Annotated in this window: 15 protein-coding genes; 13 read left to right on the top strand and 2 right to left on the bottom strand. The window is 46.9% G+C overall.

All coding sequences use genetic code 11. The features are described 5' to 3' along the window. The first annotated feature begins 21 nt into the window (after nt 1–21). The 4 genes from ACDJ59_RS11630 to ACDJ59_RS11615 all read left to right on the top strand — a co-directional run bounded on the left by ACDJ59_RS11630 (nt 22) and on the right by ACDJ59_RS11615 (nt 8,164). Complete coding sequence (locus ACDJ59_RS11630; protein ID WP_413408995.1) at nt 22–2,316, top strand: AraC family transcriptional regulator; 2,295 nt, start codon at nt 22–24, stop codon at nt 2,314–2,316. A 43-nt stretch (nt 2,317–2,359) separates the two neighbouring features. Next, entirely contained in the window at nt 2,360–4,417 is a 2,058-nt protein-coding gene (locus ACDJ59_RS11625) for a glycoside hydrolase family 65 (protein ID WP_413409785.1), read from the top strand. Nucleotides 4,418–4,484: 67 nt separating this feature from the next. Further along, on the top strand, nt 4,485–5,630 hold the full coding sequence (locus tag ACDJ59_RS11620; RefSeq protein WP_413408993.1) for a glycoside hydrolase family 88/105 protein: 1,146 nt from the start codon (nt 4,485–4,487) through the stop codon (nt 5,628–5,630). Then, nucleotides 5,627–8,164 carry a glycosyl hydrolase family 95 catalytic domain-containing protein gene (locus ACDJ59_RS11615; RefSeq protein WP_413408991.1) on the top strand — a complete coding sequence of 846 codons (2,538 nt, stop codon included), beginning with the start codon at nt 5,627–5,629 and terminating at the stop codon, nt 8,162–8,164. Before ACDJ59_RS11620 ends, ACDJ59_RS11615 begins: the two co-directional genes overlap by 4 nt. A 181-nt stretch (nt 8,165–8,345) precedes the next feature. On the opposite strand, the gene ACDJ59_RS11610 is transcribed toward ACDJ59_RS11615, so the two are convergent. Continuing rightward, entirely contained in the window at nt 8,346–9,131 is a 786-nt protein-coding gene (locus ACDJ59_RS11610) for a DUF817 domain-containing protein (protein ID WP_413408989.1), read from the bottom strand. Nucleotides 9,132–9,396: 265 nt separating this feature from the next. Here ACDJ59_RS11610 and ACDJ59_RS11605 point away from each other — a divergent pair, with 265 nt between their 5' ends. From ACDJ59_RS11605 to ACDJ59_RS11575, 7 genes are all read left to right on the top strand, one after another. Then, complete coding sequence (locus ACDJ59_RS11605; RefSeq protein ID WP_017688572.1) at nt 9,397–9,741, top strand: YojF family protein; 345 nt, start codon at nt 9,397–9,399, stop codon at nt 9,739–9,741. 23 nt (nt 9,742–9,764) lie between these two features. Continuing rightward, nucleotides 9,765–10,439 (top strand): bacillithiol biosynthesis deacetylase BshB2, encoded by a 675-nt coding sequence (gene bshB2, locus ACDJ59_RS11600; RefSeq protein ID WP_413408987.1) that lies wholly within the window; start codon nt 9,765–9,767, stop codon nt 10,437–10,439. A gap of 437 nt (nt 10,440–10,876) precedes the next feature. Further along, nucleotides 10,877–12,145: a nitrous oxide reductase family maturation protein NosD gene (locus tag ACDJ59_RS11595; RefSeq protein WP_413408986.1), complete on the top strand. Its 1,269-nt coding sequence runs from the start codon at nt 10,877–10,879 to the stop codon at nt 12,143–12,145. After that, the gene (locus ACDJ59_RS11590) at nt 12,142–12,723 is read left to right on the top strand and encodes a nitrous oxide reductase accessory protein NosL (protein ID WP_413408985.1); all 582 of its coding nucleotides are present in this window, start codon (nt 12,142–12,144) and stop codon (nt 12,721–12,723) included. The genes ACDJ59_RS11595 and ACDJ59_RS11590 overlap by 4 nt, the downstream gene beginning before the upstream one ends. 28 nt (nt 12,724–12,751) lie before the next feature. Beyond that, on the top strand, nt 12,752–13,573 hold the full coding sequence (locus ACDJ59_RS11585) for an ABC transporter permease (RefSeq protein ID WP_413409784.1): 822 nt from the start codon (nt 12,752–12,754) through the stop codon (nt 13,571–13,573). After that, the gene (ccmA, locus tag ACDJ59_RS11580; protein WP_413408984.1) at nt 13,566–14,279 is read left to right on the top strand and encodes a heme ABC exporter ATP-binding protein CcmA; all 714 of its coding nucleotides are present in this window, start codon (nt 13,566–13,568) and stop codon (nt 14,277–14,279) included. Before ACDJ59_RS11585 ends, ccmA begins: the two co-directional genes overlap by 8 nt. 62 nt (nt 14,280–14,341) lie before the next feature. Continuing rightward, a complete protein-coding gene (locus tag ACDJ59_RS11575; RefSeq protein ID WP_413409783.1) occupies nt 14,342–14,833 on the top strand; it encodes a TlpA family protein disulfide reductase in 492 nt (163 codons plus the stop codon). A gap of 173 nt (nt 14,834–15,006) precedes the next feature. Here ACDJ59_RS11575 and metE read toward each other — a convergent pair whose 3' ends face one another. Continuing rightward, the gene (gene metE / locus ACDJ59_RS11570; RefSeq protein WP_413408983.1) at nt 15,007–17,301 is read right to left on the bottom strand and encodes a 5-methyltetrahydropteroyltriglutamate--homocysteine S-methyltransferase; all 2,295 of its coding nucleotides are present in this window, start codon (nt 17,299–17,301) and stop codon (nt 15,007–15,009) included. A gap of 267 nt (nt 17,302–17,568) precedes the next feature. Between metE and ACDJ59_RS11565 the strand changes: the two genes are divergently transcribed. Together ACDJ59_RS11565 and ACDJ59_RS11560 are read left to right on the top strand one after the other, a co-directional pair. After that, on the top strand, nt 17,569–17,964 hold the full coding sequence (locus ACDJ59_RS11565; protein WP_413408982.1) for a DUF3888 domain-containing protein: 396 nt from the start codon (nt 17,569–17,571) through the stop codon (nt 17,962–17,964). Between the two features lie 16 nt (nt 17,965–17,980). Next, complete coding sequence (locus ACDJ59_RS11560) at nt 17,981–18,604, top strand: hypothetical protein (protein WP_413408980.1); 624 nt, start codon at nt 17,981–17,983, stop codon at nt 18,602–18,604. Nucleotides 18,605–18,703 lie beyond the last annotated feature (99 nt).

Here is an 18,703-nt window from a genome sequence, read left to right as displayed (position 1 = left end):
TGCATATGAGGTGGGATAATTGTGACCCTTTCCTTCTTAAAGTGGCTAAAATTCAATGTCACCAATACCCAGACCCGGCTGCTGCTGATTCTGACTGTTGTTGTCTTCATGATTATTATTGCGGTGGGGATGACGACGTATTATTCTTCCAAATCGGTGTTACAGCAGGAATTAAGTGAGCCGCAACACCAGATGCTGCGTATCAGCATGAATGATATTGATGAAGTGATCCGGGAAAGTGATCAGATTGCGGTGAAAATTGCACTGAACAGTAATGTATACCGATTTCTCACCAATGAAGTACAGGGATCATACCGCAATATTACGGAACTGGTACAATTTCTGGAAACCTTAATCAGTAGTACGTCCTTTATTAAGAGCGCTTACATTTTTGATATGAATCGAGAGAGCATTGTTGCCTTCCCACAAGGCTACAGCTCCAGCAAGGTTAATTTCCCGGATTCGGATTGGGTTAGCGTTGCCGATGAACTTGAAGAGCGTCCCATGCTGGTCAAGCAACGTGAGATTTCCACATCTTCTGGTGTGTCCATGCCGCAAATTACACTTTACCGAAAAATAATGATCGCTGGCGAGTTGAAAGGGATTATCGCAGTTAATTTCAAGACAGAGAAGATGTTCGAGCACATGCTACTCTCATCCGTCTCCGACCTTGACAGCCATCGGTTCATCCTCGACACGAACAACCAGCCTTTATATGATCTCGGCAATTATGCCGTCGGAGAGGAAGCGGTCAGTCATGTACTCACCCAACTGGATGGTGAAAAGCTTGGTGAGTTTAAACATGAAGGTAAGCTTTTACTGGCTTCACAGACCATTTCACCGTACACCGGATGGCGTTATCTGTCCGTGATATCACAAGACAGTCTCCTGGCTAATGCACAGAAGATCCGCAATATTGTTTTTATCGTATCTTTGTTGGCTCTTGTAGCAGGAGCGGTTACGATCACAGTTTACAATGCAGCTGCTTTTAGACCGGTAAGACGCATGAGACAACTGCTCAGCGGGTACGACCAGGAGAGAATCCATCCGGAGCAGATTGATCTGGAGAAAATAACGGGGCAACTGCTAACGGATCATGCTCAGCAGGCCATCAATCTCAGGCAGACCCTTCCGGAAGCTTCATCCAAATTTCTGACGGATATCTATAACGGACATATGACAGGAAGTCGAGAAATTAGCGAGAAATGGTGCCGTTATTTCAAGGATTGGAGCGATGAGCCACTCTCTATTGCCATGTTGTCGATTGACAACTATAAGGCCTGGTGTGAGCGCTTTACGAAGTCAGATCACTCCCTGCTGAAATTTGCCATTGGTAATATCATAGCTGAATTGTTGTCTGGACAATGGCGGGTGTTATCAGCCGATCTAGGCAGAGACCGGATGCTCGTGATGCTGCAACCGATTCATTCTGGCGGTAGCAAGAGCGTAGCCACAGCAATACGAGAGACGATTGGCATGATTCCTCGCTTGCTCAAGTTTCAGGTGTCGAGCGGCGTAAGCGGGGGGCACGACGGATTCATGCGACTTCAGCGAGCCATGCATGAGGCGGAGAGTGCGCTGGATTACAGATTCTACTGGGGGTATGAACGAGTTATTTCGTTTGAAGAGATCTCGGGTCTGCAACCGACCGAGAACACATCGGAAGAACATGAAATCATGACTCAACTGACGGAGACCGTCGAAGCAGGCAGGGGCGAAGAGGCCCTTAGGACTTTTGACAAGATAGTCGGTCGAATGACGCACGAGCAATGGCATCCTTCATCAGCGCTGGCCTTTCTTGAAGCTGTTGCAGCTACAATTGACCGAATTCGCCTGAAGCGCGAGACAGAAGGTTGCGGACTCGAAATGGTGGATATGCGGACCATGCATCTGGAGGCTGTCTGTGAAGTGCTGCGAAGCCAGATCGAAGGTTTGGCTGATTGGTTCGGTAGCCTTATGCTTAGCAAGGATTTCATACTGTGCCAACAGATGATTACGTTTATGAACAAGCACCTGGAAGACCCGGTAAGCATTCAGGAGATTGCCGAGCATGCCGGGATCGGAAGCAGTTTGGCAAGCCAGTTGTTCAAGCAGGAAATGGGTGATACCATCCACGGATATTTCACCAAGCTTCGGATGGAACGTGCCTGTGAACTATTGCTGGATACGGATTATAGAATTTCCGAGATCGCAACGATGGTGGGTTATCAGCATGAGAACAGCTTTATTCGTGTGTATCGAAAATACAAAGACATTACACCGGGCAAGTACAGGGAGATAATGCGAAGCCGCAGGGGTGTACTACGGGAATCTTGACCCATACTTGAACCCATAGAATGACAAGGAGGCAGAGCCATTGATGGATCGACAATCGGTCGTCACCAGGAATCATCCGGTATTAACGCAGCTTGAGCCCAGATCGCCTTTATCAGTAGGTAATGGAGAATTTGCATTCAGTGCTGATTTTACGGGACTTCAGACGTATCCAGATCTGTATGAAATACCTCTTGGTACACAATCCAACTGGGGTTGGCATTATACGGGCGGTCATCATGTATTCGGAGATGAGGATATTGTCTATCAGGCATTTGAGACATATGGCCGCAAAGTGGCATACCCCATGAAGCCCGAAGACAAGGAAGAAGCCTATCACTGGCTTAGGCAGAACCCGCATCGACTTCAGCTTGGACGCATTTCATTTCGTTTGCTAGGAGAAGATGGTCAGGAGACGGGCGTCACCCATGTCGTCCCGGTACGTCAGGAATTGAATCTATGGACCGGAATTCTGCACAGTGAATTTACCGTGCAGGGGGAAGAAGTGCGTGTAGAGACAGCCTGTGACCCACGGCTCGATTGTATCGCCATTCGTGTACAATCCGAATTAATCCGTAAGCAGCGTCTGCAACTGTTTGTTGTATTTCCATCGCCCGATATGACACACCGGAGCTGGTCAAAATCAGTATTCCCCGACTGGAAGCAACATGACAGACATTCTACTGTGCTGACATCGGTCACTTCGACTTCCGCATCATTGAAACGTGTGCTGGATGAAGATGAGTATACATTGGAATGGATCTGGGACGCAGGCCAACTGGAACAGACGGGAACTCATGAATTCACACTATCTCCCAAGGCCGTACCAGACTTGGACATCTGGTCGTGCAGTGTATCTTTTGCTGCACATAAGCCGGAAACCTTGCCAGCAGATACAGTGTTGCGATCAAGCTCGGTCCACTGGAATCAGTTCTGGAATGATGGCGGAGTGATTGATTTTGATGGCAGTTCGGATCCGCGTGCCGCTGAACTGGAGCGTAGAGTGGTCCTATCCCAATTCCTGAGTGCGGTGCACAGTGGTGGGTCCATGCCACCGCAAGAGACCGGATATATGTATAACAGCTGGTTCGGCAAAATGCATCTGGAGATGCATTGGTGGCATGCAGCGCATTTTCCGCTCTGGAATCGGACCACTCTGTTGTGCAAGAGTATGGACTGGTACCTGACCATGCTGCCAGAAGCACGCGAACTGGCACGCTCTCAAGGTTATGTCGGTGCGCGATGGCCCAAAATGGTGGGTTATAACGGGCATCAGACTCCGTCGCCGGTAGCTCCGGGATTGATCTGGCAGCAACCACATCCCATGGCACTAGCTGAGATGTGTTATCTGTCCCGGCTTGACCCTGCTATGTTAACGAGGTATAAGGATATCGTATTTGAAGCGGCTGACTTTATGGTGTCCTATGCCCATTGGGATGAGAAAAGGCAAGCGTATGTGTTAGGTCCGCCGCTTATCCCTGCGCAGGAGAATCACGCCATGAACGATAGTTTGAATCCGCCCTATGAACTGGAGTACTGGAAATTCGGTTTGGAGATAGCCATCCTTTGGGCAGAGCGTTTGAATCATCCAGCCAATCCAGACTGGCGAAGAGTGGCTTCACACATGGCTAAACCTCGACATGAGAACGGAGTTTATCTCGCACACGAGAATTGTCCGGACACTTACACCGTTAAAAACCATGATCATCCCTCGATGGTTGGAGCACTTGGACTATTGCCAGGTTCATTAATCGACCCGGAGATCATGAGAAATACGTTGCTCAAGGTCAAAGAATGCTGGGACTGGGAATCCGCCTGGGGTTGGGATTTTCCGATGTGCGCGATGACAGCAGCCAGATTGAATGAACCAGAGCTTGCAGTGTATTTCCTGATGATGGATGCCACGAAGAACACGTATCTGCCTAATGGACACAACTATCAGAGAGCAGGGTTGTGGGCATATCTTCCCGGGAACGGTGGTCTCCTAACCGCTGTCGCCATGATGGCCGCCGGCTGGACAGGGGCAGGAGAACAAGCGAATCCGGGATTTCCACGGGATGGTAGCTGGACTGTGAAGTGGGAAGGTCTTAATCCTTTGATGTAATCATCAGAACGTTAAACCCCGAATGAACGGTAAAGATGGCATAATCCATCAGAAGGAGGATTTCGATATGGTTGGAACTTCGACAAAGTCAGTGACACAAGAACGGAGAATGTCTGTCAAAATAGCAGATACCTTGCTTTCCGAATGCCAGAATGGCAATCATCCCAAGATTGCAGGCAAATGGGGCTATGTGGGCGGAATGACGCTGATGGCACTGGAACGCGCCGCCGAATGGAATCAAGAATCCCGCTACGCGGAACTTGTTCAGCGTCACATGGATGACCTCATCGAGAATGACGGCACCATTCGGACCTACCGGTTGAATGATTACAACCTGGATATGATCAATGAAGGCAAAAATCTGTTCAACCAGTGGAAGAATTCCGGCAATGATAAATATGCTAAAGCAATTTTGCACCTGGTTGACCAGCTTAAAGGACAGCCCCGGACAAGTGAAGGTGGATTCTGGCATAAGAAAATATATCCGTTTCAGATGTGGCTGGATGGCATTTATATGTCTTCACCCTTTTTGGCGGAATATGCGAGCACCTTCGATCATCCCGAGAGCTTCGATGAAGTGGCACGACAGATTTTGTTGATCGAGCGAATGACCCGTAATCCGAGTAATGGCCTACTCCACCATGCCTGGGATGAGAGCAGGGAACAACGCTGGTGCGCTCAAGATACTGGTCGATCCGTTCATGTTTGGGGCCGGGCCATGGGATGGTATGCAATGGCCGTTGTGGATGCACTGGAGCACTTTCCCGTGGATCACCCACAGCGAGGACAGATTATGGGCATATTTGAACGAATGGCATACGCGATTGCTCATGTTCAGGATCATGATAGTGGGCTCTGGTACCAAGTGATGGATCAGAACGGAAGAGCGGGCAATTATCTGGAAGCCTCTGCTTCCTGTATGCTAACCTATGCACTCGCGAAAGGCCTCCGGTTACATTATCTGGCTGAACTGGACCGTGAAGTCGTTGATCATGCCTATGCAGGCATATTGAAGCGGTTGGTCACTGAAGATGAAAAAGGGGTGCATCTGCACCACATCTGTCATGGTGCCGGACTCGGTGGGAAGAAGTATCGGGACGGTTCTTATGAATATTACATCAGTGAACAGGTCGTTAGCGATGTGCAGATGGGCGTAGCCCCATTCTTGCTAGCCAGTATTGAGATGGAGAGACTTGGGGCGGAAAAAGCGTGAACCAACACACTGATCACACAGACACTACAGGCATACGGCCGGACAGGAACAAGATGTTGCTGAAATATCCTTCTTCCTGGTGGCAAGGGTTGTGGCGAGAAGCGCTTCCTTCCGGAAACGGTAAGCTTGGTGCTTCAGTGCAAGGCGGAATTCAGACGGAAACTGTGCTCTTGCAGCACAGTGAATTATGGCATTGGGGGCGCAAAGATGAACTGCCCGATGTCAGTCATACCTTATCAGAAACCCGTAAGTCAATGGATGAGGAACGATATTTAGAGGCAAGCTGGCATCTGACTCGTACACTGCAAGCAGAAGGTTACGCGTCCAGGTTGTCCTCCCGATATCCACTGGCTACAATGACGGTGGAAATGAAGTGTAATAACGCTTTTCGCAAATATCGTCGGGAACTGGATATGGACACAGGGGAAGTTCAGGTGCGCTGGCAGGACGGAAGTGACAACTATACAAGAAGTCTGTTCGTCTCGCGTGCAGACGATTGTGTTGTCTATGAGATCGAGACTCATAGAGTGAAAGATGGAGCAAGTGCGCAGGGAACAGGTGCGGCTGAGCATTCATTGCTGTCGGGGACGATAGGCCTGCAATTCCCGCAGGGCGACCGGGTGAGAGAAGACGATGAGTTCAACGTACTAAAGTCGTCTATAACGATAAGAATTGATCGGGATGATGCTGGAGAATACCTGTGCTATGGCGGGCAAAATGACGATGGACAGGACTACGGAGCGGTGCTGCGACTGATCCAATTGAACGAAATACCTGGTGCGAGTCATGATCAACAAAAGGAAAGCGAAACTAACGAAGACATGCTTAGCAGGCAACTTCATTTCCATACCTCTGGAAAAGTGCTTGTGCTTGTTAAAATGTTTGCTACGGGCAGACGAGCGCAGGAATGGACACGGTTGAAGCAGGAACTCGCATCGCTTGAGAGCGAATACAATACGTTGCTGGATCGGCATATCTCACTGCATCAACCGTTGTTTAGTTCCGCTGAGCTTGATCTGGATGATAAAACAGATGACGGGCGCTGTAATGAAGACTTACTTCTGGAAGCCTATGAAGGTGAAGCACCTACAGGGTTCGTGCGCAAGATGTGGGCCTATGGTCGATATCTATTTATCAGCGGAACCTCTGAATATAGCGGATTGCCATTTGGATTATACGGCTTGTGGGGTGGTGATTATCGCTTGATCTGGGGCCACAATATGGCGAATGAGAATGTGCAAATGATGTACTGGCATACTGCGGTAGGTGGTTTATCCAAGCTGAATCGTTCGTTGTTCCGCTATTACAACGGATTAATGGATGACTTTCGGGACAATGCTCGCAAGTTATATGGCTGCCGAGGGACTTACATTCCCGCTGGAACAACACCTGGTATTGGGGTGCCTAACCAGATTGTTCCGGTAATCATAAACTGGACCGGAGCAGCAGGATGGATCGCCAGACATTATTATGCACATTATCAGTTCACTGGGGATAAGCAGTTTCTGCTGGAGGAAGCCTTGCCCTTCATGAAGGAGGCCCTTCAGTTCTATGAAGATTTTCTGGTGCTGGGTGAAGACGGAAAATACAAGATGTACCCGTCTGTTTCGCCAGAAAATACACCTGAGAATTTTATGCCTAAGCATGGACAGCCACTGGCCCACCCTATGCCTACAGCCATTAACGCCACCATAGACATTGCCATTATTAAAGAACTGCTACAGCATGTCATTGCAGCCAGTCGACTAACTGGAGTGCATACGACTAAGATTCCGTGCTGGGAAGCCATGCTGGAGCATATGCCCGATTATCTACTTGAACCGGAGGGAGCTGTAAAAGAATGGCTGCATCCTGCGTTTGAAGATCGACGTGATCATCGTCATCTTTCACACCTGTATCCTGTTTTTCCAGGACAAGAGGTCACCCGTGAAGAACAGCCAGAACTGTTCCAAGCGTTTGAGACAGCAGTTGATCAGAGAAGGCTTGGTGCTCAGAGTGGTTGGTCCCTTGCACATATGTCGTCCATATATGCTCGACTTGGCAATGGTGAGCGGGCGCTGGAAAGTCTCGATATTCTTGCGCGCTCCTGTGTTCTGAGTAATGGGTATACCTTGCATAATGACTGGCGTAATATGGGGGTATGTATGTCCATGCCCGCTGCTCCGATTCAGCTGGATGCCAATATGGGCTGGGTTAATGCAGTACAGGAAATGCTGCTCTATGTGTCAGAACAATGGATCAAGCTGCTGCCGGCTTTGCCAGAACGCTGGGTACGAGGTTCCATACACGGCTGGCGTTTTCATGGAGGTAGTCTGTCCTGTACATGGAATCGGAGCACGGGCTTCTTCCGGGCAGAACTTGTCGCGGACCGGCGGATCAATACGAAGCTTTATATTCCTGAATGGGTGAAAGGATGCGAGATGCCCAGCAGAAGAGCCTGCTTATGTGAACTTGAGGAGAATGGCATCTATGAGCTTGAAATTGAAGCTGGAGGGGAACTAGTGTTGGAGCAGACAGCAGTATTTGATGCATAAGACGTATAAAGAATCACCATTGTGATAGCCTTTTCTACGTGTAGATTGATCGCTGATTAAGATACTTTTAAGGTTCTGATCAGTTGAAGGTTGCATTAGCACAGCAAAAAAACAGCGGCATTCGAAGACTTTAGGTACGAGTCTAAGATTGCTGCTGTTTTACGGTTAGAGAATGAAATAGTTAACTGGACTTTGAATCACCTGCGGTTCGATTGGCCTTCACATATTTGAGTTGCGCAACGATGATGACACTGATGATGACCAGCAGGAACCACGAACTGATCTTACTAAAGCTAACCAGTTGCCATGCATCATGCTGATCTGGATATTTCCAGGCATTGAAGAATGTAGCGATATTCTCGGCAGCCCAGATGAAGAAACCGACAATGATAAAAGCGAGCGATAACGGCATTCGATAGGTCGTTGCTCGTACCCGGTAAATAATCCAGGTTTTCCAGAAGACAATAAATACAAGCGCCGTCAGCCACCAGCGAAAATCGGGCATAAAATGATGAGTGAAAAAGTTAATATAGATAGCTGCTCCCAGCAGCATCGAAGGTGCAAAACCAGGCCATCCGGTCATGTCCATTCGCAGTCTTCGCCACACCTGACACATAAAACTGGCTACACTTGCATACATGAATCCGCTATAAAGAGGGACACCCAGGATTTTGCTGTATGCTTGCTCAGGGTATGACCATGATCCCATCCATACTTTATAGATTTCTAGCACCAGGCCAATAATGTGAAATACACAGATGACCTTGATTTCATCCTTGGTTTCCAAGCCGCTTCGATACATCAGGTACTGCACAGCAAGCAATACGAGCAGAATGGCATCATATCGATGAAGGAAAGGAATAGGAATTACGCTGGACAGGGCCAGTGTTCCAAAGATCGCTACGGGAAATATGCAGCTCATGGCCTGATGATAGCCAAAATGAAGTAGTTGTATTAGAGATTTCAAGTCGAATTAAACTCCTTTCCAAACATGTTGGAGCAAGATTCATTTAAGATTTAAGGTGCTCATCACGGGCGTTTTTGCCTACACTTCATAATATAGATATGGTCCATGAATAAAAAGAGAAAAAAACGCGCAAATCTGTTCTTGTTTTCAAACCTGAATCATCATGAGAACGCTCTATAAGAGGCGATAGGGTCACTCCATGTATATTCTCTTCTGGTTATGTTAAAATGAAGTTCGTACAATTACATTAGACAAGGAGGCCGCTATGCAACCAATTAAACCTCAAGATATTCAGCTCCGGATCAATAATCTTGCTGATCAGGACTTATACGTACATCTAGAACTTACGTCAGGTGCTTACGCACAACACATGGACAGTACAAAACATCCAGCATCGGCATTCATTACTAATGCGGCCATACGATATACGCAGGGGTCCATTTCAGGTACAGGTCCATACCGTGTTGGTCTGAAAACAACGCAGGGATGGCTTTACGCCGAAGGACTTACACATATTGATGAGCAGGAACAAGAAAGACTGATTCTCGCCGGTCACGACAGCCAAGGTAAACTAGTTGTGGCGTTACAATTAAGCCGAGAGATGTTCTGATGAAAGCGGAGGATTGAATAACGATGAATACTACACACAACGAGCATGAGCGAATCTTGGTGGTATATCCACATCCAGATGATGAAGCTTTCTCTGTATCGGGAACGTTAGCCAAATACATAGATGGCGGTGCCCATGTAACCTATGCTTGTCTAACACTTGGCGAGATGGGGCGCAATATGGGGATTCCTCCATTTGCCAACCGAGTGACGTTGCCTGGCATCCGTAAACAGGAACTCATCGAAGCTTCTGAAGCGATTGGTATTCAGGACCTGAGAATGCTGGGTTTCCACGATAAAATGCTGGAGTTCGAAGATCCACAGTTACTGGAAGACCCCATCATGTCGCTACTTAAAGAGTTGAACCCTACGCTGGTCATAACGTTCTATCCGGGGTACAGTGTTCATCCCGATCATGATGCAACGGGAGCCGCTGTTATACGTACAATCGCTAAACTTCCTGTGGATGAACGTCCGATTGTTCATTGCGTTGCGTTCGCTAATAATCAGGAACAGTACATTGGCAAACCGGATGTATTTGTTGACGTATCCGAATTTTTGGATCGAAAAATGGCGTCCATTCGTGCCCACCGTTCACAATTCCAGGCAGCAGAGCTTGTAGGAAATCGTGAGCTGAATAATGAAGAAATCAAGAAACGTTTTGGCAGAGAAACATTTTGGACCTATCCATTTGAATAATATATTACTTAGAAGTCGCCTATATGGCGGCTTTTTTTGATTTACATCACAATATCGACACAAAAATGGAGCGTCTATAGCCTAATTGAGCTATATGGAATAAATATCATTTTAAGTACACTATGATCAGGATTGTGATAACGCTTCATTTATTACGTTGCTTCAATGGATGAGGAACATGGAGAGTTGATTTTAAGTGGAATGGAGGGATGGTGTGTACAACCAACGTATATTTTGGATTAACGTAAGACCCGTTGAATACATTGCCACAGCAATAAGCAACTGTAACAAGAAGCCGGAATTGCGCGGTTTGAATCATGAGTAATCCTCGGGCAGGATTGGGTGCATTCAACAGTTGTAAGAGGAGTCGGGTTACGGGTTTCATTTTTCTAATCGGAATGATGATGCTCCTACTATCCCTTCCGCACGGTGCAGTCATGGCCTCTTCCGGACATCGTGATCTCATTCCCCTTCAGCCTATGATTGACCGGTCTGCACCTGGAGAAGTCATTGAACTTGCATCAGGTCGTTATTCTGGACCCGTGACGATTGACAAAAACATCACCATTCAGGGTGATCCTACAGTCATAGTTGTTAATGCGGAAGCCACCTCTACGATAATGATTCGCTCGGATGGGGTGAAACTGAGCGGTTTTACAATTGAACATGATACGAATGAACAGACTGCAGCGATTCAGGTTGAAGGGAAAAACAGTGAAATCACGGATCTGCATATTCAGACCCAAGGGTATGGGATGATCATCCGGAATTCGAGTCAGGCAACGATTCAGCGGAACAACATTACGTGGGCCGGGTCTGATTCTGCTTCCAGTGGCCAGAAGGGCAATGGCATTGATCTGTACAACGCCCATGATAGCTATATTGAGGCCAATGAGATCACCGGTATGAGGGATGGAATCTATCTGGAGAACAGTCGCAAGTCTAACGTGCAAAATAACAGGCTGTTACATACAAGGTATGGCATCCACTGTATGTACATTGACGGCTCTTCTGTCATGGACAATACCGGAGAGGAGAACATGACAGGTGCCATGATTATGGGCGTCAAGAATACGGTCATTTCGGGGAATTCTTTTCGCAAACAAAGTACCAATGTTCACTCCCAAGGAATTCTGCTGTATGACGTACATCAATCCTCTGTTCATAACAATGTAGTGGAGGGTAATCGTGTTGGCATGAATATTGCAGAATCCTCAGGCAATGAGATCCATGGCAATGCGGTGCTTCGGAATTTTGTTGGTATCCAGCTTGTTCTGGCAGAAGCTAATGAGTTTACACGTAACCAATTGGTGTCAAATGTCATTGAAGCTTCGGCGCTGGATAGCCCGAATAATGTCCTGATGGAGAATTACTGGGACTCCTTTCAGGGGCTTGATCTGAATCAGGATGGAATCAGTGAAATATCCTATGCCATCAATCCTTTTTATGAGCAACTGGTCAGTCGAAATTCTGCGTATCAGCTCTTTTTCCAATCACCAGGTATGGTCTTTCTGAGTGGGTTGTTTACAGAAGGCAGAGAACAATGGACTACCGACAAATCGCCACGAATGAGCATGGATACGGAATCTGATCTGAACATGTCAGTGGAAAGGGTAGCAGGTTCCAAGATGGTGTGGATGTTCGGGTTAGTTCTGTTGGGTATGGCAACTTTTATAATCATCTATATGGGGGTATTACGAAAATGAACAGAAGTTTGAACAGAAGATGGACATTGCTCATGGTACTTATGTTTGGCATGGTGCTGTTAACCGCTTGCGGAACAAAATACGCGGCATTGCCGATCAATGAAGACGTGGATATCTGTGCGATCTGTAAAATGCAGGTGAAGGACGATGCATATGCAACACAGCTCACTACGAAAGACGGCCAAAATTACAAGTTCGATGATATCGGCTGCATGAACCAGTGGAAAACAGAAAATGGCACAGATAACATCGGCATGGACTATGTACGTGATTATAATGACAAGGAATGGATTGAATACAGCAAAGCCACGTATGTATACGACGCGTCATTGCGTACGCCTATGGCCTATGGAATTCTTAACTTTAAGGACAAGCCCTCCGCTGAAGCTTTCATCGCAGAGCAAGGTGTTGGAACCATTATGACTGCTGAGGATCTTGCCTCTCATGACTGGAAACAGAATACAGAGAATATGGACATGATGGGTGAACATGGGCATGATGAGCACGGACATGGTGAAGAAGGAGATGGTAATGAGATGCATCAGGAAGGTGAGATGAAAGAAGAGTCAGGCCACTAAGTATGACAATAGAAAATGGTGATCAATGATGTCAGATATGATACAGATTGCAAGACGAGAAGTGAAAATGGGATTTCGCAATCCTTGGGCGTATTCGTTTCTGATCCTTTTTTGTACCTTTAGCTTAAGCTTGTTACTTCTGAATTCGCAGAATCTGGTTGAAGGATATTCAGGCACCACAGGTTCCATGTTGAATCTCATTCTCTACCTTTTGCCATTAATGACGCTATTCCTCGGTTCCTTCTCATTAACATCCGAAAAAGAAGACGGTAGCTGGCAACTGCTGTCCACGTATCCCATTGGCACGATGTCCTTTATTGTTGGAAAGTATCTTGGGCTATCGATTGTTTTAATTACCATTGTTGCGTTTGGATACGGCCTGATGGGGGTCATTAGCGGAGTGATTGGGAATCCACTGGATGTCATGACATATCTTCTTTTTCTGGCATTCTCGTGTGGACTGGTGTTGTTATTCCTGACGCTGGCGCTATTTATCGGTTCGTTGTCGCGCAATCGGTGGCAGGCGTTAACCATATCCGTGACCGTATGGTTTTTCGCAGTCATTGGATGGCCGACCTTATTGCTCTCTGTGCTGGGACTGATGCCTTATCTATGGGTGAAACCGCTGCTGGTTATGCTAACACTCATCAATCCGGCCGAGCTGGTGCGATTGTTTGTAGTCATCAAATTGGGAGGCGGCTCCATTCTTGGACCAGAATATTATCGATGGGTGGAGTGGGTGCAGCAACCAAGTGGCAGTTGGATCTTCATCGGGATATGCCTATTCTGGATTGCCTTCTCTGTCCTGACGGTATACGCGATCTGGGAGAGGGGGCGTTCTCATGGATAAGATGGGACTCGAAGTGATGGGATTGTGCAAATCCATTAAAAAGCAACCAATTGTTGAGGATATCTCCTTTCGCATTACTTCAGGCCAAGTGCTTGCCCTCTGTGGAGGGAATGGTGCAGGAAAGAGCACGGTGCTGCGTATGATCGCAGGAATTCTTCGGCCTACCTCCGGTGAGGTTGCGGTGAACAATGTGCGATGGTTGAAGGAGCGCAAGCGTTATTCAGAGCAGATTGGATATATGCCGGACGATTATCAATTTAATCAAGGACTGAGTGCGGAGGAAATGCTTCTGTTCTGGGCTTCTCTGAGGAAAGTTCCCAAGGAGAGAGTACAGGAAGTACTGACTATGGTAGGTTTGCAGGATCAAAAGAAAAACCGGGTTACGACCTTCTCCAAAGGCATGCGCCAACGTGTGTTATTCGCCCAGGCTGTGCTGTCGAAACCTCCACTGCTCATCATGGATGAGCCAACGAATGGATTGGACCCATTCTGGATGCAGGAATTAACTCAGCTGCTCAAGGGCATCAAACAGGAAGGACACATGGTCGTGTTCTCGACCCATCAGCTGGAGATCGCAGACGATATTGCGGATCAGGTGATATTCATGAACCATGGACGTAATGTTGGCGAGGGCTCTACTCACGACTTTTGTGATCAATTCGGTTCGCTCCATGCAGCATTCCATCAAAGTCTTGGTTTAAAGTGAAGGTGAGTTTATTGCAGAAGAAGAGTTTTAAAAGCAGACGTACACTTACAATTTTGATTGGTGTGATCGCATTGATCACAGGTACATGGGCCATTTTCGAAAATGTATCGACACCCGAGTCCCAGCGAGGTAACGCCATTGAAGTTGGTGCCGTGGCTCCTGAGTTCACAGCGGTTAATTCAGCAGGTGAACAAGTCAAGCTGTCGGATTATCGGGGCAAAGCCGTGATGATTAACTTTTGGGCTTCATGGTGCACACCTTGTGTAAGGGAGATGCCGCTCGTTCACCAGATTGCTGAGGACTATCAGAACGACGTGGAAACCCTGTTTGTAAATGTGGGAGAATCGAAGGGCACGATTCGTGAGTTTATGGATAAGCAGGCGTTTGATTTCCCGGTGATCATTGACGTGACAGGCAACATATCAGGCATGTATCGGATTACGGGTTTGCCCGCAACAATGGTCATTGATAGGGATGGGGAGTTCCGTCACATACTGCTCGGTGAACTGACCGAAGATACACCATTGCAGCAATGGCTGAAAGATAGTATCTAGTTGTAAGCGTTGGATGGTGAGAAAAGGGGCAGGAACGCCAAAGATCGCCATGTTACAAGTGAAATGAATGTACGTTAAAAGTAACCACATAAATAACCATATAAAAAGCCGGACACCCATTTAACGAAGGGGTGTCCGGCTTTACTTTTGAAGTTATGCTGCTTCGCAGCCGATTACAATACAGCAGCTGAAGCGTGATTGTTACGAGCGATTCTGGTTGCGTCAACCATGTTACGCAGAGAAGCAACCGTTTCTTCCTGTCCACGGGTTTTTAATCCGCAGTCCGGGTTAATCCAGAACAGCTTCGGATCAAGAACACGCAGGGCACGTTCAATCATGCTGCTCATTTCATCTACACTCGGAACTCGTGGGCTATGGATGTCATATACGCCAAGACCGATACCGAGCTCATACGTATTTTCTTCAAAGCTATGAATCAGTTCACCGTGACTACGGGATGTCTCAATGGAGATAACATCTGCATCCATAGCTTCGATGGAATCAATCATGTCATGGAATTCGCAATAGCACATATGTGTATGGATTTGGGTCGTTTCGTGCACTGTGCAAGTGGAGATGCGGAACGCTTTGACTGCCCAAGCCAGGTAATCAGCTTGTTCATTTTCTTTCAACGGAAGCCCTTCACGAACAGCCGGCTCGTCAACCTGGATCATGCCAATGCCTGCCTGTTCAAGTGCCTCGACTTCCTGTCTCAACGCATACGCCAATTGATAGGCAATCTGCTCACGAGCAATGTCTTCGCGTACGAATGACCAGTTCATGATGGTAATCGGGCCAGTCAGCATGCCTTTGACAGGACGCTCTGTCTGCGATTGAGCATATTTCGTTTCTTCCACCGTCATTTCACCCGTAAACGCAACATCGCCGAAGATAATAGGTGGCTTCACGCAACGTGAACCATATGATTGTACCCAGCCAAACTGTGTAAAGGCAAAACCGGCAAGTTTCTCGCCAAAGAATTCAACCATGTCGGTACGCTCAAACTCGCCATGTACCAATACGTCAATTCCGATCTCTTCCTGAATCTTAATCCAGATATCAATCTGCTCCCGGATGAAGGCAGCATACTGTTCGTTGTTCAATTCGCCTTTACGCCACAACTGACGTGCTTTTCTGACTTCAGCAGATTGTGGGAAACTACCAATCGTTGTTGTCGGGAAGAGTGGCAATTGCCATTTGGCCTGTTGGGCTTCATGACGCTCGGCAAAAGGACGGGAGCGCTCCGGCTGTTGAACACTGATGGAAGCAACGGCTTTCTGTACAGCGGTACGGTTTCGATCTTCGGATTGCTGAAGCGCCAGAAGGGTAAGCTCTGCTTCATCTATTTTGGCGGTAATCTCTGCACTTGGTGAAGATAAGGCTGTAGTCAAAAGAACAATCTCATCCAGCTTTTCATCTGCAAATGCAAGAGCATTTTTCAGTTCAGATGTAAGTTTTGCCTCACGGTCTGTTGTTACTGGCACGTGCAGCAGGCTGCAAGATGATTGCACGATGATACGTTCAGGCGTCACGAACTCAGTCAATTCATTCAGCAAATTCAGTTTTGTTTGAAGGGAAGCTTTCCAGATCCCACGTCCATCAATAATACCTGCACCGAGCACTTTGTCTGCCGGGAAACCGGATGTCCGAATAGATTGTGTGTTACCAGAGAGTCCGTGTACAAAATCAAGTCCTACACCTTGAACTGGCAGTGCAACAATATCGCTGTAGTTTTCGACAGATTCAAAGTACGTCTGCAGCATGATATTCAGGCCTGGAACGGCTGCTGCAAATGTTTTATATATTTTATTCAGACGCTGTACGTCTTCATCGCTTAATTTGGTTACCAGAATAGGTTCGTCGATCTGCACCCACTGAACGCCTTCGCTTGCAAGTTCCTGAAGCAATTGAGTATAGAGTGGAAGCAAGCGGTCCAACCAAGCGTCTGTCTCGGATTTATCATAGCCTTTGGAGAGCTTGAGGAAGGTTAACGGTCCAACGATAACCGGTTTTCCTTCAATGCCGAGTTTTTCTTTTGCTTCACGATAAGCGAGAAGCGGTTTGTTCTCCGTCAGAGTTGGGGAAGCCCCGTCCAGTTCAGGTACAATGTAGTGATAGTTCGTGTTGAACCATTTTGTCATTTCACTTGCTGCGGCATCTTTCGTTCCCCGGGCAATGCCATAATATACGGACAACGGAACCGAGCCACCATCATAAGAAAAACGTTTAGGAATAATGCCGAACATCACAGCTGTATCCAGGATATGATCATAATAGCTAAAGTCATTCACCGGAATGATGTCGATGCCTTTCGCTTGTTGCTTGCGCAAATGATCTATGCGGATCTCCTGCAAACGTGCGTGAAATTCTGATTCCTCCAGCTTACCTGCCCAGAACGCTTCCAATGCTTTCTTCCATTCCCGATCAGCACCAATACGCGGATATCCCAATACACTACTTTTTGTCATCGTTTAAAACCCCTCTGCTTTTATGTTACACAAAATTTATCACAGATCCGGAGTTATAATGTAATTCCATTAAATTATACCTAGTTATAGCCTAGGGCTATATCAAAAGGTGCACGCTATATAAGTTGAACTAACGAGTATGTACACTTGCCACTCCGATGACAGAATAACCTTCCAACTAAGCTAAGGATAAATAATAGATCATAATCATATTTTGTATGCTTTTGTATTCACTCGGGATAATAAAAAGTAAAAAGGTGGATGAGTATGGGAATTCAGAAACGTCTTTTTCACTTTATACTTGCAGCAACATTAATGATAAATAGTGTTTCCCTATCCACAGATGTTACATATGCAGATCCTGAGAGCATACAGGAGCAGGACTATAAGGCAATAGCACTTACGATGCTCAACCCATACATTTCCCGTGAGATTACCAACTATTATCAGGCAAATCATATGCCGGTCCCTAGCTATGGGCTATATGAAATTCACGTATTGGAACTTAAAAGGCACACACAAGGTGGTTATAGCTTTCGAACCGTTCTGGAAGTCAGAACTTTCGACGGTCCACATAACCCGCCATATGGGAAAGAAGTCATTACGTTTGAAATAGACCCCGCTAATGTTACAATGGTGAACTATGTTCATACGAATGATTGAAAGGAAGGCGGTACGCATGAATCTGTATCATATCCAGTCCAACGTGCACGGAATCAACAGAGTAGCATCATTTCTGGAGGATAATTACATTGGAATCGCCTGGTCAGGTACAGGGGATCTGGAACATACCCCTCCTGAGCTATGGAAGGAACAGTTAGTTCAACACTATCCCTTGGATGAAGCAGAATTGGCGAGCACACTCGCGACATTACATATGTTTGGTAACCTCATGCAGGATGGAGATTATGTATTAATTAGCGATGATGAATGGACGTATGTTGGGGATATCGGGGATTATTATTACGACGATTCCGCTGGTTCTGAAGAGGACTTGATATGTCACCGTCGCGGAGTTACATGGTTGGGTCGTATTCCTCTCGCTGAGCTGAATGACAAAGTGCAGGCACTGCAAAATGATTCAGCCATCCTTGCGAAGTTTGAGTATCCCATATCACAAGCACAGCTGGATCGAGGTCTTGCAGTCAGTATAACAGCCGAAGCAACCAACTCTCTCTCAACAGGGGTAGATGAAGCCACGATTCAGACAGCTCTCCAGGTGCTGAGAGAAGCGTTACACAGTGAAGAAGAAGAGCTGCGAATTCGTGCGGCTACAGCCATTTTGCAGTATGCCAAACAATAAACCCTTAACTATATAAATTGAACGAAACATTTACACAAAACGGAGAGGACAGAAAGAACCTGAAGAAGCGGAAGAAGCGGAGCGTTCGCCTACAAGCTT

Origin of the sequence: Paenibacillus amylolyticus (assembly GCF_047302515.1) — a bacterium.
GTDB classification, from domain to species: domain Bacteria; phylum Bacillota; class Bacilli; order Paenibacillales; family Paenibacillaceae; genus Paenibacillus; species Paenibacillus amylolyticus_G.
This window is presented reverse-complemented; position numbering and strand designations above follow the sequence as displayed.